The organism is Pseudomonas capeferrum, assembly GCF_000731675.1.
In the GTDB taxonomy this organism is placed as follows: Bacteria; Pseudomonadota; Gammaproteobacteria; order Pseudomonadales; family Pseudomonadaceae; genus Aquipseudomonas; species Aquipseudomonas capeferrum.
The window spans coordinates 2,003,797-2,026,150 of the sequence record NZ_JMIT01000001.1 but is presented as its reverse complement, the minus strand read 5'-3'; the positions used below and the strand labels follow the sequence as shown (position 1 = coordinate 2,026,150).

Here is a 22,354-nt window from a genome sequence, read left to right as displayed (position 1 = left end):
ACGGCCCGCCGGGTGGTGGGCCGTACTTGCAGCGGTCAGCGGCGGCGGAACAGCGGCAGCGGTTGATCGGTGGCGCCCTGATAGGTCACCGAGAAGTCTTTCAGACCTTCCAGTGCATCTTCCGGGTCCTTGTCGGCACGGATGGCAAACGCATCGAAACCGCAACGGGCCATGAAGAACAGCTGGTCGCGCAGAACGTCGCCGATGGCGCGCAGCTCGCCTTTGAACTGGTAGCGGTCACGCAGCAGGCGCGCGTTGGAGTAGTTGCGCCCATCAGTGAAGGCCGGGAAGTTCAGGGCGATGACCTGGAAGTGCTGCACGTCCTCGCCGATCTCTTCCGCTTCCTCGTCGCTGTCCAGCCACACGCCCAGGCCGCCGTCGCGGGCCTTGAGCACGTGGGCATGGTCACGCCACAGTTGCAGCGGGACGATGTAATCGTCGCAGTTGCTCAGCTCGTCGAGGGTGGTTTCCTTGGGCAGCAGGTGCCAGGTTTCGTCGACGATCTGGTTGTTCTTAATGATTCGCTGCATAGACGCGTTCCTTGAAGGGGTCGATGCCGATACGCTGGTAGGTGTCGATGAAGCGCTCTTCCTCGGTACGTTGTTCGACGTACACGGCGATCAGCTTTTCAATCACGTCGGCCATGGCGTCCTGGGCGAAGGATGGGCCGAGGATCTTGCCCAGGCTCGCGTCACGCGCAGCGTTGCCGCCCAGGGACACCTGGTAGAACTCCTCGCCTTTCTTGTCCACGCCGAGGATGCCGATGTGGCCCACGTGGTGGTGGCCGCAGGCGTTCATGCAGCCAGAGATGTTGAGGTCGATCTCGCCGATGTCGAACAGGTAGTCCAGGTCGTCGAAACGGCGCTGGATGGATTCGGCGATCGGGATCGACTTGGCGTTGGCCAGCGAGCAGTAGTCACCCCCCGGGCAGCAGATGATGTCGGTCAACAGGCCGATGTTCGGCGTGGCGAAGCCACCTTCACGCAGCTCCTGCCACAGGGCGTGCAGCTGGCGCTGCTCGACGTCGGCGAGGATGATGTTCTGCTCGTGCGAGGTGCGCAGGAAGCCAAAGCTGTAGCGCTCGGCGAGGTCCGCCACGGCGTCCAGCTGCTTGTCGGTCAGGTCGCCAGGGGCAACGCCGGTGGGCTTCAGCGACAAGGTCACGGCCACGTAGCCAGGGCGCTTGTGGGCGCGGGTGTTGCGCGAGCGCCAGCGAGCGAAACCTGGGTATTCGGCGTCCTGGGCACTGTAATCGACGTTGTCGAGGGCCAGGTAGTCCGGGTCGACGAAGTGGCGCGACACGCGCTGGACTTCATCTTCGGTCAGGGTGCTGCTGCCGCCACGCAGGTGGACCATTTCGGCCTCGACCTTCTCGGCGAACACTTCAGGCGTCAGCGCCTTGACCAGAATCTTGATCCGCGCCTTGTACTTGTTGTCACGGCGACCGTAACGGTTGTACACGCGCAGGATGGCGTCCAGGTAGCTGATCAGGTCCTGCCAGGGCAGGAACTCGTTGATGAACGAGCCGACCACCGGGGTACGGCCCAGGCCGCCGCCCACCAGCACGCGGAAGCCAAGCTCGCCGGCTTCGTTGCGCACCGGCTCCAGGCCGATATCGTGCACTTCGATGGCAGCGCGGTCTTCCTTCGAGCCGTTGATGGCAATCTTGAACTTGCGCGGCAGGTAGGCGAATTCCGGGTGGAAGGTGGTCCACTGACGGACGATCTCGCACCACGGGCGCGGGTCGATCAGCTCATCTGCGGCGACACCGGCGAACTGGTCGGTGGTGGTGTTGCGCAGGCAGTTGCCGCTGGTCTGGATCGCGTGCATCTGCACGGTGGCCAGCTCGGCAAGGATGTCCGGGATGTCTTCCAGCGCCGGCCAGTTGTACTGCACGTTCTGGCGGGTGGAAATGTGGGCGTAGCCCTTGTCGTAGTCGCGAGCGATCTTGGCCAGTGTGCGGACCTGGCGGGCGTTCAGCTGGCCATAAGGCACGGCGACGCGCAGCATCGGCGCGAAACGTTGGATATACAGGCCGTTCTGCAGGCGCAGAGGGCGGAATTCTTCTTCGCTCAGCTCACCGGCCAGGTAGCGGCGGGTCTGATCACGGAACTGCTTGACGCGGTCCTCGATGATCCGCTGATCGTACTCGTCGTATACGTACATAAAAGTCCTGTCTCAGGCTGCATGCAGCTATTCGCGCGCACGGCCGCGCACTCCGGTTCGGAGCTGGGAAACGATATCAGAGTGTGTTTATGCGCTAAAGTGATGTTTTTGCATATGAAAAGAACCAAACGAACTAAGTGAGACTGACTGGCATTTGTTCGTCAACGCGGGTCGTAGGTTTATACTCGCGGGTTTGTTGCAAGGGGTGTAACCGCATGCTCAAGGCGCTCTGCCAAAGCTTGTGCCTGAGCCTGCCGTTGGCAGCCAATGCGCAGGCTGCTTCAGTCGTGTTCCTTAACCCGGGCCTTTCGAACGAGACATTCTGGGTTGGCTATTCGCGCTTCATGCAGGCGGCGGCCGACGACCTGGGCCTGACGCTGCGGGTGGAATACAGCGAACGCAGCGCCGAACGTGCGCTGAACCAGGCACGGGCGCTGCTCAAAGGCCCGCAGCGCCCGGACTACCTGGTGCTGGTCAACGAGCAGTACGTGGCGCCGGAAATCATCCGGCTGTCCCAGGGCACCGGGGTCAAGCTGTTTCTGGTCAATAACGGCCTGACCGCCAGCCAGGCGCAGAGCATCGAGGCCCAGCCCGAGAAGTATGCCCAGGTACTGGGCACGTTGATCACCAACGACGAGCAAGCCGGTTACCAGATGCTGCACGAGATGGTCGCCCTGCTGCCGCCGAGCAACGAGCCGGTGGACCTCGTGGCGTTTGCCGGGGTCAAGACCACCCCCGCCTCGCAGCTGCGTGAAGCGGGCATGCGCCGCGCCTTGGCCGACTTCCCCCAGGTGCGCTTGCGCCAGGTGGTGTATGGCGGCTGGAACCGGCAGCGTGCATTCGAGCAGGCGCAACTGCTGTTGCAGCGCTACCCGGGCACACGCCTGGTGTGGTCGGCCAACGACGAGATGGCCTTCGGCGCCATGCAGGCGTTCGAGGCTGCCGGGCGAATACCGGGGCGGGATGCGGTATTCAGCGCCGTCAACAGCTCGCCGCAAGCGCTGCGTGCGCGCATCGACGGGCGTCTGGGCGTGCTCATGGGCGGGCATTTCACCTTGGGTGGTTGGGCCATGGTCATGCTCAATGACGATGCGCAGGGGCTGCCGATCAATCGGGACGGGCGGCGTGAGCACAGTGTGCCGGTGCTGCAGTCGATTGACCCGGACAAGGCCCGACGCTGGCTCAAGCTGCTCGGACGTGACGACTACGGCGTCGACTTTCGACGCTACAGCGCTGAAGGCCGTCCATCCGATTTTCAGTATCCCTTCCTGACTTCCCCTGTGGACTATTGATCTGCCTGGCGCGACTAACGAAAAACCCTGCTTGAGGGAAGGGCATTGCTCGTCTTTACTGCTTTGGGTGAAGTGCATTCCCATAACCACTACAAGAGGCAATGCAATGGGAAACTCAACCAAGGTCCGCAAAGCTGACAGCAGTGTCGATGCCTGGGCGATTCTGTGCTTGATCGTGCTGGTGGTCGTTACCGCCGTGTATTGGGTCAGCCACCAGTAGACTTCCCTTCAGACCGTGATGCAGCCTGAGCGCCTGCGGGGTGGATGCCTGCAGGCGTTTTCATTCAGGCTGAACGTCAGCGTGCCGTCAGGTGCATGGCCAGCTGCACCAACCCGATCAGCAGCAGAATGAACAGCAGGGTGAACACCGTGCCCATGGCAATGAAGTGGCTGGCCTTGCCGTGGGTGAAGTCGCGCGCGCGGTTCTTGCCGCTTTGCACGCCGAAGGCGGCGGCGAGGATGCTGTGCAGCATTTGCCAGAAGGTGGGGGGCTTGCCTTGGCTTGAGTCGTCCATGGTGGCTCCTGGGTTTCGGAGGCAATCAGGGACAGTGTAGGCAATGCCAGGGTAGTTGGCTTTGCTGGCCCTTTCGCGGTTAAACCCGCGAAAGGGCCAGCAGAGTCTTAGTTGTCGTACCCGAGGTTAGGTGCCAACCAACGCTCGCTCACGCTCACTTCCTGGCCCTTGCGCGCGCTGTAGCGCTCGATCTGGTCCTTGTCTACCTTGCCCACGGCAAAGTACTGCGCCTGCGGGTGGGCAAAATACCAGCCACTGACCGCCGCCGCCGGGAACATCGCGAAGTGTTCGGTCAGGAACACGCCGCTTGCGCCGGTCTCGCCAATGGCCGTGCCATCGAGCAGGCGGAACAAGGTTTCTTTCTCGGTGTGGTCCGGGCAGGCCGGGTAGCCTGGGGCAGGGCGGATGCCGCTGTACTGCTCCTTGATCAACGCCTCGTTGTCCAGGTGTTCGTCACGGGCGTAACCCCAGTGCTCTTTGCGCACCTGTTCGTGCAGCCACTCGGCGCAGGCTTCGGCCAGGCGGTCGGCCAAGGCCTTGACCATGATCGAGCTGTAGTCGTCGCCCTTGTCCTGATACGCCTTGGCCACTTCCTCGGCGCCGATACCGGCGGTGGTGATGAAGCCGCCGACGTAGTCGGTGACACCGCTGCCCTTCGGCGCGACGAAGTCGGCCAACGACCAGTTCGGCTTGCCGTCGGGCTTGATGGTCTGCTGGCGTAGGTGGTGCAGGGTCGCCAGCGGCTGGCCGTCGTCGCCATACACCTCGATATCGTCATCGGCGACCTGATTGGCCGGCCAGAAGCCGAACACTGCGCGGGCACTGATCAGCTTCTCGTCGATCAGCTTGTCGAGCATCTCGCGGGCATCTTTGTACAGCGCTGTGGCCGCTTCGCCGACCACTTCGTCGGTGAGGATGCGCGGGAACTTGCCGGCCAGGTCCCAGGAGATGAAGAAGGGGGTCCAGTCGATGTACTCGGCCAGGGTCCGCAGGTCGATGTCCTGCAGCACCTTGACGCCGGTGAAGGAGGGCACTGCGGGCTGGTAGCCGGCCCAGTCGTATTGCGGCTTGGCGGCAATCGCCTTGGCGTAGCTCAGGCGCTCGGTACGGGCACTGCGGTTGGCCGTGCGCTCGCGGACATCGACGTAGTCCAGGCGGGTCTTTTCGACGAAGCCGGGTTTGAGCTCCTTGGACAGCAACTGGGTTGCTACGCCGACGGCGCGCGAAGCGTCGGTGACGTAGATCACCGCGTCGTTGCTGTACTTGGGCTCGATCTTCACGGCCGTGTGCGCCTTGGACGTGGTTGCACCACCGATCATCAGCGGCAGGTTGAAGCCCTGGCGCTGCATTTCGCGGGCAACGTGGACCATCTCGTCCAGCGACGGGGTAATCAGGCCGGACAGGCCGATGATGTCGCATTTCTCGTCGCGTGCGGTTTGCAGAATCTTCTCTGCCGGCACCATCACGCCGAGGTCGACGATGTCGTAACCGTTACAGCCCAGGACCACGCCGACGATGTTCTTGCCGATGTCGTGCACGTCGCCCTTGACCGTGGCCATCAAGATTTTGCCCTTGGCCTCGGGCTTGTCGCCTTTTTCGGCCTCGATGAACGGGATCAGGTGGGCTACGGCCTGCTTCATCACGCGTGCCGACTTGACCACCTGGGGCAGGAACATCTTGCCGGCACCGAACAGGTCGCCGACCACGTTCATGCCGCTCATCAGCGGGCCTTCGATGACCTCGATGGGCCGCGCGCATTGCTGGCGGCATTCTTCGGTGTCTTCGACGATGTGCGCAGTGATGCCTTTGACCAGGGCGTGTTCCAGGCGCTTGCCGACCGGCAGTGAGCGCCAGGCCTCGTTCTCGACTTCCTTGGTGGCGCCGCCGCCTTTGTAGTCGTCGGCAATGGCCAGCAGTGCATCGGTGCCTTCCGGGGTGCGGTTGAGCACCACGTCCTCGACCTTGTTGCGCAGGTCGGCCGGGATCTCGTCGTAGATCTCCAACTGGCCGGCGTTGACGATACCCATGGTCAGGCCGTTGCGGATGGCGTGGAACAGGAACACCGAGTGGATCGCTTCACGCACCGGGTTGTTGCCGCGGAACGAGAACGACACGTTGGACACCCCGCCCGAGCTCAGCGCGTGCGGCAGGTGGTCACGGATGTAGGCGCAGGCTTCGATGAAGTCGACGGCATAGTTGTTGTGCTCTTCGATGCCGGTGGCGACGGCGAAGATGTTCGGGTCGAAGATGATGTCTTCCGGCGGGAAGCCCACTTCGTTGACCAGGATGTCGTAGCTGCGCTTGCAGATTTCTTTCTTGCGCGCGGCGGTGTCGGCCTGGCCGACCTCGTCGAAGGCCATCACCACCACGGCGGCGCCGTAGCGTTTGCACAGGCGGGCGTGGTGCTTGAACTGCTCGACGCCTTCTTTCATGGAGATCGAGTTGACGATGCCCTTGCCCTGGATGCACTTCAGGCCCGCCTCGATCACTTCCCATTTGGAGGAGTCGATCATGATCGGTACCCGGGAGATGTCCGGCTCACCCGCGATCATGTTGAGGAAGCGGACCATGGCGGCCTGGGAGTCGAGCATCCCTTCGTCCATGTTGATGTCGATCACCTGGGCGCCGGCCTCGACCTGCTGCAGGGCCACTTCCAGGGCTTCGGTGTAGTTCTCTTCACGAATCAGCCGGGCGAACTTGGCCGAGCCGGTGATGTTGGTGCGCTCGCCAACGTTGACGAACAGCGACTGACGATCGATGGTGAACGGTTCCAGGCCCGACAGGCGGCAGGCCTTGGCGATTTCCGGGATCTCGCGGGGTTTGTACTTGGCCACGGCTTCGGCGATGGCCTGGATGTGGCCCGGGGTGGTGCCGCAGCAGCCGCCGATGATGTTGAGGAAGCCGCTGGCGGCGAACTCCTCGACCACTGCGGCCATCTCGGCCGGGGTTTCGTCGTACTCGCCGAAGGCGTTGGGCAGGCCGGCGTTGGGGTGCGCCGAGACATGGGTGTCGGCCTTGGTCGACAACTCTTCCAGGTACGGGCGCAGGTCCTTGGCGCCCAGGGCGCAGTTCAGGCCCACGGAAATCGGCTTGGCATGGCGCACCGAGTTCCAGAAGGCTTCGGTGGTCTGCCCGGACAAGGTCCGGCCGGAGGCGTCGGTGATGGTGCCGGAGATCATGATCGGCAATTCGACCTGGTCATCCTCGAACACCTGCTGCACGGCGAAGATCGCCGCCTTTGCGTTGAGGGTGTCGAAAATGGTTTCGATCAGGATCAGGTCGGCACCGCCCTCGATCAGGCCGCGGGTGGCCTCGACGTAGTTTTCCACCAGTTCGTCGAAGGTGACGTTGCGGTAGCTGGGGTCGTTGACGTCCGGGGAAATCGAGCAGGTGCGGCTGGTCGGGCCAAGCACGCCGGCGACGAAGCGCGGTTTGTCCGGCGTCTCCAGGGTCTTGGCATCGGCGACCTGGCGGGCGATGCGCGCGCCTTCGACGTTCAGCTCGTAGACCAGCGACTCCATGCCGTAGTCGGCCTGGGAAATCTGCGTGGCGTTGAAGGTGTTGGTTTCGAGAATATCGGCGCCAGCATCCAGGTAGGCTTTTTCGATGGCGGCGATGACATCGGGGCGGCTGAGCAGCAACAGATCGTTGTTACCCTTTACATCGCTTGGCCAATCGACAAAGCGCGTGCCACGATAGTCGTGTTCCTCGAGGCGATAACTTTGGATCATAGTACCCATGCCGCCGTCGAGGATCAGGATGCGCTCTTTGAGTGCGTGCTGGAGTGCTTGGAGACGAGCGCTGCGGTCGGACATAGGAACTACCTGGTCGGGCGATATCAGAAGGTGCCGAATCATAACAAAGCTGCGCGGTTTTTAGGCGCATCGCCCATTTGCATGAATTTTGCTCATGTTGGCGCATAAGCACCCAGGCGCGACCAGGCAATCGTGATGGCTTTCAGGAACCAGGACTTTTCGCACATGCTGCATCGTATTCTTGCCGGCGTCTTCGCCTTGCTCATCAGCGGCGTGGCGTTCGGGCAAGCCCCCCAGTCGAGTCCGGCCATTTCCTACACCCAGGACATTCAGCCGATCTTCACCGAGAAATGCGTGGCCTGCCACGCTTGTAACGACGCGGCCTGCCAGCTCAAGCTGGAAAGCCCCGAAGGGGCCGTGCGCGGGGCCACCAAGGTACCGGTGTACCAGGGCGACCGAAGCAAGGCGGTGCCCACCACGCGGCTGTTCTACGACGCCCACAGCGAGGGCGAGTGGCGCAAGAAGGGCTTCTACTCGGTGCTCGACAGCCAGGGCAGCCAGGCGGCGCTGATGGCGCGCATGCTCGAACTTGGGCACAAGACACCGCTCACGCCCAATGCCAAGTTGCCCGAGGACATCGTCCTGGGGATCAGCCGCAACAACATGTGCCCGTTGCCCCATGAGTTCGACGCCTACGCCGGCGCGCACCCCAGGGAAGGCATGCCGCTGGCGGTCACCGGCCTGACCGACCAGGAGTACAGTACGCTGCAACGCTGGCTGGCCACGGGGGCGCCGGTAGAGTACCAGCCGGTCCAGCCGAGCCCGGCCGAGGCCAGGCAGATTGCCGACTGGGAAGAGCTGCTCAACCGCCCGGGCTCCACCGAAGCCCTGGTCGGGCGCTGGCTGTACGAGCACCTGTTCCTTGCGCACATCTACTTCGTTGGCGGGGAGCAGGGCCACTTCTTCCAGTGGGTGCGTTCGCGCACGCCCAGCGGCCAGCCGGTCGACCTGATCGCTACCCGTCGCCCCAATGATCCGCCGGGCACCGACTTCTATTACCGGCTGATTCCGGTGCAAGGCGTGATCGTGCACAAGACGCACATCACCTACCCAATGGGTCCACAAAAGCTCAAGCGGGTGAAGCAACTGTTTTACGCCGGTGACTGGCACGCTGCGGCGCTGCCCGGCTATGGCCCGCGTCATCGGGCCAACCCGTTCGAGACCTTCGAGGCGATCCCGGCGGTGGCGCGCTACCAGTTCATGCTGGACAACGCCGAGTACTTCGTGCGCACCTTCATCCGCGGCCCGGTGTGCCGTGGGCAGATTGCGACCGACGTGATTCGCGACAACTTCTGGGCGCTGTTCCAGGAGCCGGCCCATGATCGCTACATCACCGATGCCCAGTACCGCGGCGCCGCCACCCCGTTGCTGGCCATGCCGGGGCAGATCGATGACGTGGGCAGTGTGCTGAGCCTCTGGCACGCCTACCGCGACAAGCGCAACGAGTACGAAAAACTGCGCCGCGAAGCCTATGCCGAAATGCCGGCGCCGGGCTGGTCGACGTTGTGGGCGGGTAACGACAATGCGCTGCTGAGCATTTTCCGCCACTTCGACAGCGCCTCGGTGAGCAAAGGCCTGGTCGGCGATGTGCCGCTCACGGTGTGGCTGTTCGACTACCCGTTGCTGGAGCGCACCTATTACCAGTTGGCGGTCAACTTCGATGTGTTCGGCAACGTCTCGCACCAGTTGCAGACACGCCTGTACTTCGACCTGATCCGCAACGGCGCCGAGGTCAATTTCTTGCGCCTGATGCCGGCCGATCAGCGCGGTGCGATCCTCAGCGACTGGTACCAGACCAGCGGCAAAGTGAAGATGTGGCTCGACTATGAAGACATCGACACCGATACCCCGAGCGGCATCAAGCTCGACCCTGGCAACCCCAAGCGCGACTTCGGCCTCAAGCTGTTGCAGCGCACCGGCAGCCTGAATGCGGCGCCCGACCCGATCAACCGGTGCCAGGGCGCCTACTGCTCACGGCCGCAAATGAGCGAAGAGTTCCGCAATGCCGAGCAGTCGCTCAGCCGCCTGGTGTCGCGCCCGGCGGCGGGGCTCAAGGTCATCAACCAGCTGCCTGAGGCAAGCATGCTGCGCATCGAAGGGCAGGGCGGTCAGCGCCAGGTGTACAGCCTGCTGCGCAACCGTGCGCACAGCAACGTCGCCTTCCTGCTGGGCGAGGCTTCCCGCTATCAGCCAGGGCTGGACACACTGACCTTGTACCCGGGCGTACTCAGCAGCTACCCGAATTTCATCTTCAACATACCGACCCAGGATGTGCCGGAATTTGTCGAAGACATGGAGTATGCGCGTGATGACCCGAGAAAGTTCGAGCGCATCGTCATGCGCTGGGGCGTGCGCCGTAGCCATCCGCAGTTCTGGCAGTACTTCCATGACCTGAACAGCTACATCAAGGAGACCCAACCGGTGGAAGCGGGTGTGCTGGACATGAACCGCTACGAGAACCTCTGATCGGTTGGCCTGACCTTTCCGGGGTAGCTGCGGTCGGAAACGGTAGGTGGTCCTGATCGACTGCAGGGGGGGCTGCTGGGCAGCCCTTCTCGGGTAAGGCCCCCTCTGCGCTCGGTCACTGGCCTCAATGCACCGGCAATTGCAGGGTATTCCATGCTGTATTCGCTTCAGGCACTGCGGGCGTTCGCCGCCTGGGTGGTGGTTTGCCACCATTTCATGCAGATTTTCTTCGACTTCCACGCCAGTGGCCCGATCGGCCAACTGCTTACCGACCGGGGCGCCGTGGGCGTCGATATCTTCTTCGTCATCAGTGGGCTGGTGATCTACCTGTCGACCCGTGACAAAACCATCGAACCGCGTCAGTTCCTGCTCAACCGGGTGCTGCGCATCGTGCCGGCGTACTGGTTCTACAGCTTGCTCATGGCGGGCCTGCTGCTGGCGGCCAGCCGCTGGATGCCGCACCAGCAGTTCGACTGGCAGCACCTGTTGCTGTCGTTGCTGTTCGTGCCAGCGGAAAACCCTGGGGGGTACGGGCTCTACCCGACCTTGAACGTGGGCTGGACGCTGAATTTCGAGATGTTCTTCTACCTGCTGTTCGGCCTGGCGTTCCTGGTGCGCCAGCGCCATCACCTGTGGCTGGTGAGCGCGGCGCTGTTGCTGGTCAGTGAAGTGCTGGGCCGGCTGGGCGTGCTCAGCCATTTCTACAACAACGACATCATCTATGAATTCCTGCTCGGTATCGGCCTGGGTGTGCTGTATCGTCGGGGCCTGATTCGCGAGGGCGTGTGGATGCCGCTGGCGTTGCTCGGGGTGGCGGGGTACGCCCTCTATCACCTGGACGCTTCCCAGCGTCTGTTGCACTGGGGCGTGCCCAGTGCCTTGGTGGTGCTGGCCTTCATTGCCCTGGAACCTTGCTTCAAGGGTAACCAGGTGCTCAAGGCACTGGGCGACTGCTCGTATTCGGTGTACCTGATCCACGTGCTGGTGCTGTATGCCGGCTGGTTTGCCAGCCAGCGGCTGCACTTGAACCCGTATCTGGTGTTTGCCCTGTGCGTGCCGTCCATTGGACTAATGTCGTGGTTCAGCTACCAGTGGCTGGAGCGTGGCTTGTACCGGCGAATGCAGGCCTGGCTGGCGGCCCCACGGGGGCAGGCCCCGGCTTACGTGCTTTCCCGAGTCAAATACTAGGACTTTGTGCCGGGGCCAGGTTGGCGTACACTTGGCCGCAAGTCTGTGAGGAACTTACATGAGCGCTATAACCATTACCGACGCCGCCCATGATTACCTGGCCGATCTGCTCTCCAAGCAGAATACGCCCGGCATCGGCATTCGCATTTTCATCACCCAGCCAGGCACCCAGTACGCAGAGACGTGCATTGCCTACTGCAAGCCGGGCGAAGAGAAGCCCGACGACACCGCCGTGGGTCTGAAGAGCTTCACCGCTTACCTCGATGCGGTCAGCGTGCCCTTCCTTGAAGACGCGCTGGTCGACTACGCCACCGACCGCATGGGCGGCCAGCTGACCATCAAGGCGCCAAACGCCAAGGTGCCGATGGTCAACGAGGACAGCCCGATCAACGAGCGTATCAACTACTACCTGCAGACCGAGATCAACCCCGGTCTGGCCAGCCATGGCGGCCAGGTGAGCCTGGTGGACGTGGTCGACGACGGCATTGCCGTGCTGCAGTTCGGCGGCGGTTGCCAAGGCTGCGGCCAGGCTGACGTGACGTTGAAGGAAGGCATCGAGCGCACCCTGCTCGAGCGCATTCCCGAGCTCAAAGGTGTGCGTGACGTGACTGACCACACCCAGAAGGAAAACGCGTACTACTGACGAGTACGCGCCCTTAGCAACAAACTGTTACGGATTCAACCCCTGCGACAACAGGCCGCAGCCCGTATTCAAAGGGCTGCAGGCCAACACCGCCTTCATCGGGTAGAAGCACTTGGGGTGTCATGTAAGAATGCCCCGGTTTTTCGACCGGCCCCTCCCTGGGTCGGCACCTTTCCTGTGAAGGATGGCCTGTAAAGGATGGTTCCATGAATGATCTGTATACCCGGCGCGCGGTTGTCGCTGGGATGGGCGTTCTCGGGCTTGGCCTGCTGGCCGGCTGCAGCCCGGCCCGGGGTCTCGAGTTCAAGTACGGCAAGAACATGAGCAACGAAATCCTTGGGCGCAAGTTCAACCTCAAGGACCCCCAAGGCAACCCGCGTACCCTGTCGAGCTTCTACGGCAGCATGCCGATGATCTTCTTCGGCTTCACCCAGTGCCCGGCGGTCTGCCCGACCACGCTGGCGCGCGCGGCGCAAATCAGGCAAATGCTCAAGGGCCGTGACCGTGACCTGTTCCAGGTGGTGTTCATCACCCTGGACCCGGAGCGCGACACCCCCGAAGTGCTCGATGCCTACGTCAAGGCGTTCGACCCGTCGTTCACCGCCCTGACCGGTACCCCTGAGGAAATCGCCGAGGTGGCCAAGGAATTCAAGGTGTTCTACGAGAAGGTCCCGGCCGGTGACACCTACACCATCTCTCATTCGTCCACCAGCTACGTCTACGACACACGTGGCACTCTGCGCCTGAGCCTGGGCCATTCCCTGAACGCCAAGGAATGCGCCGAAGACCTGGTCACCCTGATGGAGATTTGCTAATGGCTGTTTCACTGCAACCGTTCAAGCGCGGCCTGGCCGCCATCGCCCTGCTGGGCCTTGCCCTGCCAGCGTTGGCCGAGACCACCGTGAGTGATGCCTGGGTCCGTGCCAGCGTGCCGCACCAGCAGTCCACCGGTGCCTTCATGACCTTGACTGCCAGCAGCGACAGCAAGCTGGTAGGGGTCGAGTCGCCAGTGGCCAAGACCGTGCAGGTGCATGAAATGACCATGAACGGTGATGTGATGGGCATGCGTGAGGTCAAGGCAGTCGAGTTGCCGGCTGGCAAGGCGGTTACCCTGGACCCGAATGGCTTGCACGTCATGCTGATGGGCTTGAAGCAGCAGGTGAAGGAGGGTGAACAGGTACCTCTGACCCTGTTCATCGAAGACACCAAGGGTGGCAAGCAAACGCTGCAGGTGCAGGCGCCGGTGCGCCCGCTCAACGCCGAGGCTGGCGGTGGGCATGACCACATGCACATGAATCACTGAAATACCGGGGGCCGCATAGCGGCCCCAGTTCATTCAGCTGCGAAAGCGTGGCAGCGGCCTGTCCAGGGTCAGCGAGGTCAAGGTCTTGCGTACCTGGGCTTCGTCGGCCTCCAGGGCCTTGAGGCTCGCGCGAATCTTGCCGGCGACGGGCACATCGCCCTGCCGGTCGATCCAGTCGGCGATCTCCTTGCAAGCACTGCTCAGGCAGGCCTGACGCTGGTTCATCAGCGATATGAGGGTGGTGAGCTCTCTTTCGGACATGGCAGGATCCTCCAATTCAGCCCTGTCAGTGTAGCAGTGCCTGACCCGTTTGCCCGGCCAGTTCCGCGGCCTGCCTAGCTGTGCAGGCAGGCCTGTCGATAGGCCCCCGGCGTCACGCCATAGGCCTGCTTGAACTGCCGGCTCAGGTGGCTTTGGTCAGCGAAGCCCAGGCTGAATGCCACCTCGGACGCCGCCAGGCCGCTTTTCAAGAATTCCCGGGCTCGGGCCAGGCGCCGTTGCTTGAGCCAGGCATGCGGCGGCAAACCGGTGGCCTGGCGAAACACCCGGGCGAAGTGGAAGGGCGACAGGTTGACCGCAGCCGCCAGGGCTTCAAGCGAGGGCGGGGCGGCCAGTTGGCTCTCCAGCAATTCGCGCGCACGCGCCACCGCCAGGGGCTCGAGGCCGGGTGCTGATGGCTCGGCGCACTGCCCGTGGCGTTGCACCAAGGCCAGCACGGCATGGCGCCAGGCGGTCTGCTGCTCCAGCGCACTGGCAGCCGATTCGGACAGCTGGTGCAACTGGCTGAAGGCCAGCGCCAGGGCCGGGTCCTGGATCACACTGTCCTTGAAGCTGGGCCTGCCGTGCCGGCCGAGCTCCAGCTCCTCCAGCACGCCGGTGACCCGTTCATGTTCCGGGTAGAAGCCGCGATAGCGCCAACCGGCTTCATGGGCAGTGGCGCCGGTGTGCAGCTCGTCGGGGTTGATCAGCACCATGCTGCCGACCGGGGCCAGGTGCTCGCTGCCACGATGCCAGAAGCGCTGGGCGCCGGACTCGATCACGGTGAACACATAGCCTTCGTGCACGTGCGGGGCGAAGCGTTGCTGAAAGTACCGCGCGTGCAGCATCTCGACGTCGCCCAGCGCCGGCGCCTGCCACAGGTGTGTCTGTTCACGCAGGGGCGTGGTCATGCCAGCCAGCTGCGCAGGAGGAAGAAGATCAACATGCTCACCAGCATGCTCAGCAACACGCTGCGGGTCAACAGCACCAGGGCGACGGCCACCACTGAGCCCAGCAGATACGGGTTGAGCAGGCTCAGGTTCAGGTGATAGTCAGGCATGAAGATGATCGGCCCGCAGATGGCGGTGAGCATGCCCGGCACCGCAAACCCGAGAAACTGCCGGGCGTTGGAGCTTAGGCGCAAAGGCAGGCGCGGTTCGAGAAACGCATAGCGGTTGAGGAACACGATGGCGCCCATGGCGAATATCAGTAACCAGGTCATGCACGGCCTCCAAAGCACTTCTGGCAAACGAAACCGGCGCTCATGCCGAGCAGGCCTGCCGCCACCAAGGCGGTTTCCCAGTGCCAGGCACTGAACAGCACCGAGCAGAACAGCGAAACGGCCACACACACTACCGTTGCGAGGTTGCGCACCAGGGGCGCGATCAGGGCGACGAAGGTGGCGACAATGGAAAAGTCCAGGCCCAACTGGTCGAGGTGCGGAATGTTCTGGCCAAGCACGATGCCGGCCAGGGTGAACAGGTTCCAGGCGACATAGAAGGTCAGGCCCACGCCCAGCGCGTACCAGCGGTTGAACTGTTGCTGGTCGTAATGGCTGGTCATGGCAAAGAATTCGTCGGTCAGCAAAAAGCCCAGGCCCAACCGCCAGCGCAGTGGCTGGTTCGACAGCACGGGGCGCATGGACAGGCCGTACAGCAGGTGCTGCGAGGTCAGCAGCAAGGTGGTGAGCAGGATCGACGCCAGGTTGGCGCCGCCCTTGAGCATGCCAATCGCCACCAGTTGCGCGGCACCGGCAAAGACGATAGCCGACAGGCCTTGGCCTTCCCAGGCACTGAGGTTGGCTTCAATGGCCATGGACCCGGCCAAAAGGCCCCAGGGGGCCACGGCCAGGGACAGCGGGAGGATGGCGATGGCGCCACGCAGAAAGGCTTGGCGGGCAATGTGTGGGCTGTGGGGCATGGTGGCTGCAACGCGTGTACTCGGTTGCGCAGCATGCCAGAGTGGTAATAGGGATGGCTTGAACGATCTTGCTGGTTTGGGCCCTGTTCGGGCTCAAGGGCGTTAGCGATGGCTGGCCAATCCGTGTTGCGCTGTCACGCACCCGTTGATGTCCACGGCCTTCTGCAGCAAGGTCTGACGCTGTTGCGAGTCCAGGTCTGCCAGCAGCCGGTACACCTCGGCCTGGTAGTCGCGCTGACGCCCCCACTGCATTTCCAGGCCCTGCGGCTGGCTGCGGCTACAGGCCAGTCGCGTGGCAGGTTGCGGGTAGTAGGGGGCGTACTGGGTGGCCATGCTCGGGATCGCCTCCAGTGCAGCGCGATACTCCACGCTGGCGTTGTAGGGCGGGCACCAGGTGGCGATGGCCGGTGCCGGAGCCGCGAAGCCTTGCTTGAGGCTGGCTACCAGCAAAGGGCAGGCCGCGTCGGGGATCTGCCCGGCGGGCAAATAGGTCATGTAGTAGAGCGCCAGCCGGTACTGCGCCACCGGGTGGCCCAGCGCCACTGACTTTTTCAGCAGTGCCACCGCGGTAGGCAACGTGTGGGCAAGGGCCTGGCCCTGACGGGTGAGTTCCGGGTCGCTGCCCAGGGCAGTGCGCAGTGAACTGGCGCTGTCATCTTGGCTGTCGGCCTGTTCCAGCAGCGGCAGGGCCTGGCGGTAGAGCAGGTCGGCATGAGGGTCGATGCGCACGTCAAGCGCTTGCGCAGCCAACGGCATCAGGGCGATCAACAGCGGGGGCAGGATGACCGCGCGACTCACAGGCATGCCTCGTGAAAAGCGCAGTCACGGCAGGCGGCCAGTTGTTGATGGACGGCTTCGATGTTCATGACAGGTACAGGTGCGCCTCAGGCGGATCGGAACGACGACGTATTCTAGCCACCCAAGGGCCCTCGCCGAAAGACCAGCAGGCAACTGTCAGACGAGCTTGATGGGTGTGACCTTGCGCTGAGCGTGTTTTTCCTGGGCCAGGCCCAGCTTGGCGGTAATGACCTTGGCCAGGGCATTGTTGCCCAGGTCGTTGAGGTGCAGGCGGTCGACGAACAGGTCGGCGCCGAATACCGGCGAGCTGCTGAGCATGCTGTTCATGTCGTAACAGGGTACCGGGTCGGCCTGGCTTTTGATGCGGCGAAAGAAGGCCATGTGCAACTGGCTGTCAAAGACCCCGTCGAGCAGGCGGTCGAAGTTGGCCGGCTGTTGCTCCAGCGCCGTCAGCATGGCCTGCTCACCCTCAGGCAGGGTTTCGCGGCACCAGGGCAGCAGTGGCTGGAGTATGAAGGTGAGGGTGGCATGGCTGTCTGCCAGCAGACGCTCCCATTGGCGCAAGGTGCGGCCGATGGTGTCGGCCGCGCGGGCCAGTCGCTTTTCAGGGGGCGATAATGGCCTGGCGACAGGCGCTACGGGCGGGCGCGTGGTCAAGGCTTGGCCAAGCCGTCGCCAGAGCGATTGCGGGCGCGGGGCCACAGCAGGCGGCATGCCGTCGCTGTAGCTGTTCAGCGTGTCGCGCAGGGCCGTGGCGTGAAGCGGGTCGTGGGGGCTGGCGAGGACTTCGCCAAGGGCTTCATGGGCCAGTGTATTGAGGCCGCTGAGCACCACCACATGGCCCAATTGGCCGAGCCGATGCTGGTGGGTGAGGAACATCAGCAGCTCCTGGCCGGCATTGAGCCCGCAGCCGGCCAGGTTCAGCCAGACTTCACCGGTCAGCATCGACAAATGTGAAGCCACCGTATGTTCGTCGCAGCTGGCGCCGATACCCAAGGCGGTAGAGCCCCCCACCAGCAAGTTGATGCGCGGCGCCGCGCCGCGCTCGGCCGCCGAGAAACGCTTGCCCGCACAATGGCTGTAGCGCAGGCCAAGGGCATCGGTGTTGATAGTGCCGGAGCGATAACCGCGCTCGTGCACTTGTAGGGTGTGTGGCGCACGGTGGTTGCCTAGTAACAGAAAGCGCTGGTAGTCCTGTTGCAGCGGCGAAGGAGGGCCCGGGACAGGCGTGCTGGTGTCGGTCGATCTCATGGGCACTCCTTCGCGTTGTTGCTGGCTCAGGCCGCCAGTTCCTTGAGGTTGTAAAGCAGGCCGCCCGCTGCGATCAGCAACAGGGCGACGCCCGAAGCCAGGCTGATCAGGCGGTTGCTGCGTTGCGAGGCGATCTTGCCGATGGCGAAGATGTACAGGCTGAGCACGGCGAAATCGATGGCCACCCACAGCAGCGACAGCACCACCATGCTCTTGCCGAACGACTCGGTGATCTGGATGAACTGGGGGAAAAAGGCGATGAAGAAGATGATGTCCTTGGGGTTGGAGATGCCCACCATGAAGCCTTGCAGCAGGCCGCCGCGCCCAGGCCCTTGTGTCTCGTTCGCCGCGTCCGACGCCGGCGCCTGCAGGGCTTCCTTGAGGGTGCACACGGCGATGTAGCCGATGAACAGGCAGCCCATCAGGCTCATGCCGCTGAGCCAGGCCTTGTCGATGGCCGCGCTGGTCAGGATGATCCAGGCTGCCGCGCCTATCAGTACCAGGGACGCCCAGTTGGTACCCACGGCGGTGAACATGGCCTTGCGCGAGCCGGAGGCGGCAGCGGTGTTGACGATCAGTGCTACCACCGGGCCAGGGGTGGCGATCAGCAGCAGGACGGTCAGTGCATAGGTGGCGGTCAGTGCGGTATTCACGGTCAATTCTCGATCAGTGTGTCGGCGGGTACATGGGCGTGGAACGGGCAGCGTGACGGGTTGAGCGAACCTGCCTCCTGCAGTTGGTACTGCTTCCACTCGTAGTTGTCGGCATCGCCGAATGCGCCAAGGGTGTCGGGCATGACGCCGTCGTTATAGTGGGCCACGCGCTCGCGGATGCGGGCACGAATACGCTTGCCACTTTCAGTGCTGGCGTTGGCCACTTCGTCGAAGTTCTCCCGGGGGTTGATGACGAAGGTGATGTGCGGGCCCAGGTTGCGGCTTTTCATCTGCCGGTGGCCCGGGAAGTTCATGTTGATGAACAGCGGCATGCCGGCGTAGCAGAACGACCAGCCGTTATCGTCCGGGTCGGAGGGTATGGCCTGCGGCCAGGGATGTGGGTCGCGGGCATGGACCCCACGCAGCACCTTCCAGGCCAAGGCCTGTTGCTCGGCAAGGGTGTAGTCGCCAGGGGTTTCGAGAAACACCACCAGTGGGCTGCCGATGCGCTGCTTGAGCGGAATCGGTGCGATGGTGCGCACATAGTCGGCCAGGCCCTGAGCGATGTCATCGGCCAGCTGCTCGGCGCGGGCGAAGAGGATGTGGCAGGTTTCGCTGGCGACCGCCTTGCGCCCGAACAGGCACGGAAAGTCGGGGCTGGCGAGAATGCCGCGAAAATGCTGTATGGTTTTGTACGTCCAATGCTGCGTGTTCCGGACATGTTCAGTGGCCAGCTCTAGCGCATCCAGGCGATAGCAGTTTCCATAACCCGTAAACATGATTTCCCCAGGTTTCCAATTAAGTAACGTTCCAGGCATATGCAGGCAGAATCTTGGTTATCTTTATTATTTACATGCATTTTCTGAGACGGACTTAACGTTGTAAAACGCGTGGAACTATGACCTACTATTAGTCTTACTCATGCTTCGGACGTCGCCATGTCGGAACGGATTCAGGCTCTGCACGCCTTGCGTGCTTTCGAGGTGGCCTCTCGTTATGGCTCCTTTACCCGTGCGGCGGAGGAGCTGGCACTGACCCAAGGGGCAGTCAGCCACCACATCAAGACCCTCGAGGCCATGTTCGGCTGCGACCTGTTCGAGCGCCGTGGCCCGAAACTGAGCCTGACCGAGCACGGTCGCCTGTTGTCCCAGGAGCTCAAGGTCGGCTTCAAGATCATCGAGAATGCCTGCGCGTTGCTGCGCCAGGACCGCTACGGCCTGCGCCTCAAGGCCCCGTCCACGCTTACCATGCGCTGGCTGCTCAGGGCACTGGACGGGTTCAAGAAGAACGACGACAGCTGCAGCGTGCAACTGTCGAGCGTGTGGATGGACATCGACAGCGTGGATTTCTATTCCGAACCCTACGACTGCGCCATCCTGCTGGCCAACGGGCGTTTCCCCGCCGACGTCGAGAGCTTCAAACTGTTCGATGAATGGCTGATCCCGGTCTGCCACCCCGACTACATGGCACAACCGCAGCCCGACCTGGGCGACCTGCGCCAATGCGAGTTCCTTCACCCGTCCCCAGACCGGCGCGATTGGCGGCGTTGGCTGGCGCGCATGGATGCGCTGGACATCAGCATCGACCAGGGGCAGGTGTTCGACACCCTCGACCAGGGCATCTCGGCGGCTCAGCAAGGGTTGGGCATCTCGGTGGTGGACCTGGTGCTGGCCACGACCGATCTTTCGGCAGGGCGCCTGGTCACACCGTTCAAGTACGCGGTAGCCACGGGCGACGGCTATTACATGACCTGGCTCAAATCCAGCCCCAAGGCCCGGCAGATGCACAAGCTGCGTGATTTCCTGTTCGGCCAGGTACCGCCGCTGGCCTACAAGGACATCAACTACTTGTATGGCTGAGGGCCGCCAGGCAATACCCGTTCGAGCATGAAGTCGATGAACACTCGCAGCTTGGGCGGCACGTGGCGCCCCGACGGCCACAGCAGGTAGAAGCTGCCACGCCGTTCCATGAAACTCTCGAGCACGCTCACCAGTGTGCCTGCGGCCAATTCGCGGCGCACGCTGAAGTCTGGCAGGCAGGTGATGCCGCGGTGGTTTAGGGCAAAGCAGATGCGCGTCTCGACGTGGTTGCACACCATCGAAATGGGGATGTCATAGCCCTGGTCGGGGTGCTCCTGGCGCAGCGGCCAGACCTCCAGCTTGCCGTTGCTGGGGAAGCGGTAGTGTAGGCAGGTGTGTGTGCTCAAGTCACGCGGGTGGCTGGGCGTGCCGCGCTCGCGCAAGTATTCGGGTGATGCCACCAGGCGGTGCTGGAAGTGGCCGAGGAATTTGGCATTGAGGCGTGAGTCCAGCGGCTGGCCACCACGCATGACCACATCGAAACCCTCTCCGACGATATCCACCATGCGGTCGGTGAACTCCAGGTCCAGCTCAACCTGGGGGTACAGCGCCATGAACTCGGCCAACGCCGGCATCACCAGCCCGGTGACCTGGGGCAGGCTCACGCGCAGGCGGCCGCGCGGGGTTTCGCTGGCCTGGGACAGCGCCTGCTCGGTCGCTTCGATTTCCGCCAGGATGCGCCGGCTGCGCTCCAGAAACAGCGTGCCTTCGGCGGTCAGGGTGATGCTGCGCGTGCTGCGATGGAACAGGCGCACACCCAGGCGACTTTCCAGCCGTGCCACGCGCTTGCCCACGGCCGAGGCAGTGATGCCCAGTGACTGACCGGCAGCGACGAAGCTGCGGGTTTCGGCAACTCGGTTGAAGACCACGAAGCCGCTGAGGCTGTCCATGACGTGTTCCTGATTGCGGACATTGATGTCCGGGGTGAGCGGCATTGTAACCGTCTTTTTCCGTAATGCCGCCGCCGTGCACACTGTCGCCCTCGATTTCCACTTCAAGGCACCCTGCAATGTCCCAGATATCTTGCGCACCGCCATTGGTTGAGCGCGCCGAGCGCCTGCCCCTGAGTGGCCTGCTGGCGCTGGCTATGACCGGCTTTATCGCCATCCTCAGCGAAACCCTGCCTGCCGGTTTGCTGGACCAGATCGCCGGTGGCATGCACATCAGCCAGGCCATGGCCGGGCAATGGGTTACGGCCTACGCACTCGGATCGTTGTTGACTGCCATTCCCTTGGTGACCCTGACGCAGGGCTGGTATCGCCGTCGCGCTTTGCTGCTGGCGATCGGCGGCTTTGTGCTGTTCAACGGCTTGACGGTGTTGTCGTCGTCCAACGCTCTTACCCTGGTGCTGCGCTTTTTCACCGGTGCCGCTGCCGGCTTGGCCTGGGGGCTGATCGCCGGCCATGCCCGGCGCATGGTACCGGTGGCCTTGCAGGGGCGGGCGATGGCCGTGGCCATGCTTGGGCAGCCGATAGCGTTGTCCCTGGGGTTGCCTATTGGTACCTGGCTTGGGGCAATGCTGGGGTGGCGTGCGACCTTCGTCGTGGTCACCCTGGTGGCGCTGTTGCTGGTGGTCTGGGTATTGCGCGCGGTTCCGGATTACCCGGGGCAGGCCGCCGGCAAGCGCCCTGCGGCGTTGCAGGTGTTGCGCACACCGGGCGTGGCGCTGGTGCTGCTGGTGATCCTGACCTGGGTCCTGGGCCACAACATCCTCTATACCTACATCGTGCCGCTGTTGGCGGCGGCGGGGATGGCCGCCGAGATTGGCCAGGTGTTGATGGTGTTCGGCCTATCGGCGCTGGCGGGCATCGGGCTGGTCGGGTTGTTGGTCGATCGGCATCTGCGCAAGCTGGTACTGCTGAGCCTCGCCGGGTTTGCCGTGGCCACGCTGGTGCTGGGGCAGGCGTCTTCGTGGGCGATGTACCTGAGCATTGCGCTGTGGGGCGTGACGTACGGCGGCGCGCCAACGCTGTTGCAGACGGCCTGTGCGGATGCGGCGGGCGAGGGCGGTGATGTGGCGCAGTCGATGCTGGTGACGGTGTGGAACAGTGCGATTGCGTTGGGGGGGATTATTGGCGGTTTGCTGCTGACCGGGGCCGGTGTCGCGTGGTTTGCGCCAGTGGCGTTGCTGTTGATCGGCTTGGCGTGGCTGCTGGCGTGGGCAGGGCGGCGTAGCGGGTTCGTCGCCGGCTCCCGCTGAAAACAGCGCTGAGTTGCCCCGGCAAGA

The 22,354-nt window shown here is 63.3% G+C and carries 21 protein-coding genes; 8 read left to right on the top strand and 13 right to left on the bottom strand.

What is annotated here, in order from left to right; all coding sequences use genetic code 11:
* Positions 1 to 35 precede the first annotated feature (35 nt).
* Positions 36 to 530, bottom strand: a complete 495-nt coding sequence (locus PC358_RS09105) for a DUF934 domain-containing protein (protein ID WP_033699021.1) — start codon at positions 528 to 530, stop codon at positions 36 to 38.
* Entirely contained in the window at positions 514 to 2,166 is a 1,653-nt protein-coding gene (locus tag PC358_RS09100) for a nitrite/sulfite reductase (RefSeq protein WP_033699019.1), read from the bottom strand. Before PC358_RS09100 ends, PC358_RS09105 begins: the two co-directional genes overlap by 17 nt.
* Before the next feature lie 215 nt (positions 2,167 to 2,381).
* On the opposite strand from PC358_RS09100, the gene PC358_RS09095 reads away from it, so the two are divergent.
* On the top strand, positions 2,382 to 3,458 hold the full coding sequence (locus tag PC358_RS09095) for an ABC transporter substrate-binding protein (protein ID WP_033699017.1): 1,077 nt from the start codon (positions 2,382 to 2,384) through the stop codon (positions 3,456 to 3,458).
* Between the two features lie 296 nt (positions 3,459 to 3,754).
* On the opposite strand, the gene PC358_RS09090 is transcribed toward PC358_RS09095, so the two are convergent.
* Both PC358_RS09090 and metH read right to left on the bottom strand, forming a co-directional pair.
* Positions 3,755 to 3,973, bottom strand: a complete 219-nt coding sequence (locus PC358_RS09090; RefSeq protein ID WP_033699015.1) for a DUF2970 domain-containing protein — start codon at positions 3,971 to 3,973, stop codon at positions 3,755 to 3,757.
* Positions 3,974 to 4,080: 107 nt separating this feature from the next.
* Positions 4,081 to 7,788, bottom strand: coding sequence for a methionine synthase (metH, locus tag PC358_RS09085; protein ID WP_033699013.1), 3,708 nt, complete (start codon positions 7,786 to 7,788; stop codon positions 4,081 to 4,083).
* Between the two features lie 165 nt (positions 7,789 to 7,953).
* Between metH and PC358_RS09080 the strand changes: the two genes are divergently transcribed.
* The 5 genes from PC358_RS09080 to PC358_RS09060 all read left to right on the top strand — a co-directional run bounded on the left by PC358_RS09080 (position 7,954) and on the right by PC358_RS09060 (position 13,388).
* The gene (locus PC358_RS09080; protein ID WP_033700157.1) at positions 7,954 to 10,254 is read left to right on the top strand and encodes a fatty acid cis/trans isomerase; all 2,301 of its coding nucleotides are present in this window, start codon (positions 7,954 to 7,956) and stop codon (positions 10,252 to 10,254) included.
* Positions 10,255 to 10,407: 153 nt separating this feature from the next.
* A complete protein-coding gene (locus tag PC358_RS09075; protein ID WP_033699011.1) occupies positions 10,408 to 11,442 on the top strand; it encodes an acyltransferase family protein in 1,035 nt (344 codons plus the stop codon).
* A gap of 58 nt (positions 11,443 to 11,500) precedes the next feature.
* On the top strand, positions 11,501 to 12,085 hold the full coding sequence (gene nfuA / locus PC358_RS09070) for a Fe-S biogenesis protein NfuA (protein WP_012271640.1): 585 nt from the start codon (positions 11,501 to 11,503) through the stop codon (positions 12,083 to 12,085).
* A gap of 206 nt (positions 12,086 to 12,291) precedes the next feature.
* The gene (locus PC358_RS09065; protein WP_033699010.1) at positions 12,292 to 12,900 is read left to right on the top strand and encodes an SCO family protein; all 609 of its coding nucleotides are present in this window, start codon (positions 12,292 to 12,294) and stop codon (positions 12,898 to 12,900) included.
* Positions 12,900 to 13,388 (top strand): copper chaperone PCu(A)C, encoded by a 489-nt coding sequence (locus PC358_RS09060; RefSeq protein WP_033699009.1) that lies wholly within the window; start codon positions 12,900 to 12,902, stop codon positions 13,386 to 13,388. The genes PC358_RS09065 and PC358_RS09060 overlap by 1 nt, the downstream gene beginning before the upstream one ends.
* A gap of 33 nt (positions 13,389 to 13,421) precedes the next feature.
* On the opposite strand, the gene PC358_RS09055 is transcribed toward PC358_RS09060, so the two are convergent.
* The 8 genes from PC358_RS09055 to PC358_RS09020 all read right to left on the bottom strand — a co-directional run bounded on the left by PC358_RS09055 (position 13,422) and on the right by PC358_RS09020 (position 19,047).
* Positions 13,422 to 13,649, bottom strand: coding sequence for a hypothetical protein (locus PC358_RS09055; protein ID WP_033699008.1), 228 nt, complete (start codon positions 13,647 to 13,649; stop codon positions 13,422 to 13,424).
* Between the two features lie 74 nt (positions 13,650 to 13,723).
* Positions 13,724 to 14,557, bottom strand: a complete 834-nt coding sequence (locus PC358_RS09050) for an AraC family transcriptional regulator (RefSeq protein WP_033699007.1) — start codon at positions 14,555 to 14,557, stop codon at positions 13,724 to 13,726.
* Positions 14,554 to 14,868, bottom strand: coding sequence for an AzlD domain-containing protein (locus PC358_RS09045; protein WP_033699005.1), 315 nt, complete (start codon positions 14,866 to 14,868; stop codon positions 14,554 to 14,556). The genes PC358_RS09050 and PC358_RS09045 overlap by 4 nt, the downstream gene beginning before the upstream one ends.
* Entirely contained in the window at positions 14,865 to 15,566 is a 702-nt protein-coding gene (locus tag PC358_RS09040; protein WP_033699003.1) for an AzlC family ABC transporter permease, read from the bottom strand. Before PC358_RS09040 ends, PC358_RS09045 begins: the two co-directional genes overlap by 4 nt.
* 102 nt (positions 15,567 to 15,668) lie before the next feature.
* Entirely contained in the window at positions 15,669 to 16,370 is a 702-nt protein-coding gene (locus PC358_RS09035; protein ID WP_033699001.1) for a hypothetical protein, read from the bottom strand.
* 150 nt (positions 16,371 to 16,520) lie between these two features.
* Entirely contained in the window at positions 16,521 to 17,615 is a 1,095-nt protein-coding gene (locus PC358_RS09030; RefSeq protein ID WP_033698999.1) for a hypothetical protein, read from the bottom strand.
* A 26-nt stretch (positions 17,616 to 17,641) separates the two neighbouring features.
* Complete coding sequence (locus PC358_RS09025) at positions 17,642 to 18,268, bottom strand: LysE family translocator (RefSeq protein WP_033698997.1); 627 nt, start codon at positions 18,266 to 18,268, stop codon at positions 17,642 to 17,644.
* Positions 18,269 to 18,270: 2 nt separating this feature from the next.
* A complete protein-coding gene (locus PC358_RS09020) occupies positions 18,271 to 19,047 on the bottom strand; it encodes a YqcI/YcgG family protein (RefSeq protein WP_033698995.1) in 777 nt (258 codons plus the stop codon).
* A gap of 159 nt (positions 19,048 to 19,206) precedes the next feature.
* Here PC358_RS09020 and PC358_RS09015 point away from each other — a divergent pair, with 159 nt between their 5' ends.
* On the top strand, positions 19,207 to 20,127 hold the full coding sequence (locus PC358_RS09015; RefSeq protein WP_033698993.1) for a LysR substrate-binding domain-containing protein: 921 nt from the start codon (positions 19,207 to 19,209) through the stop codon (positions 20,125 to 20,127).
* Here PC358_RS09015 and PC358_RS09010 read toward each other — a convergent pair.
* The gene (locus tag PC358_RS09010) at positions 20,112 to 21,017 is read right to left on the bottom strand and encodes a LysR family transcriptional regulator (protein ID WP_033700155.1); all 906 of its coding nucleotides are present in this window, start codon (positions 21,015 to 21,017) and stop codon (positions 20,112 to 20,114) included. The two genes, PC358_RS09015 and PC358_RS09010, sit on opposite strands and share 16 nt — an antisense overlap.
* 119 nt (positions 21,018 to 21,136) lie before the next feature.
* On the opposite strand from PC358_RS09010, the gene PC358_RS09005 reads away from it, so the two are divergent.
* Positions 21,137 to 22,327 (top strand): MFS transporter, encoded by a 1,191-nt coding sequence (locus PC358_RS09005; protein WP_033698991.1) that lies wholly within the window; start codon positions 21,137 to 21,139, stop codon positions 22,325 to 22,327.
* Positions 22,328 to 22,354: the final 27 nt, after the last annotated feature.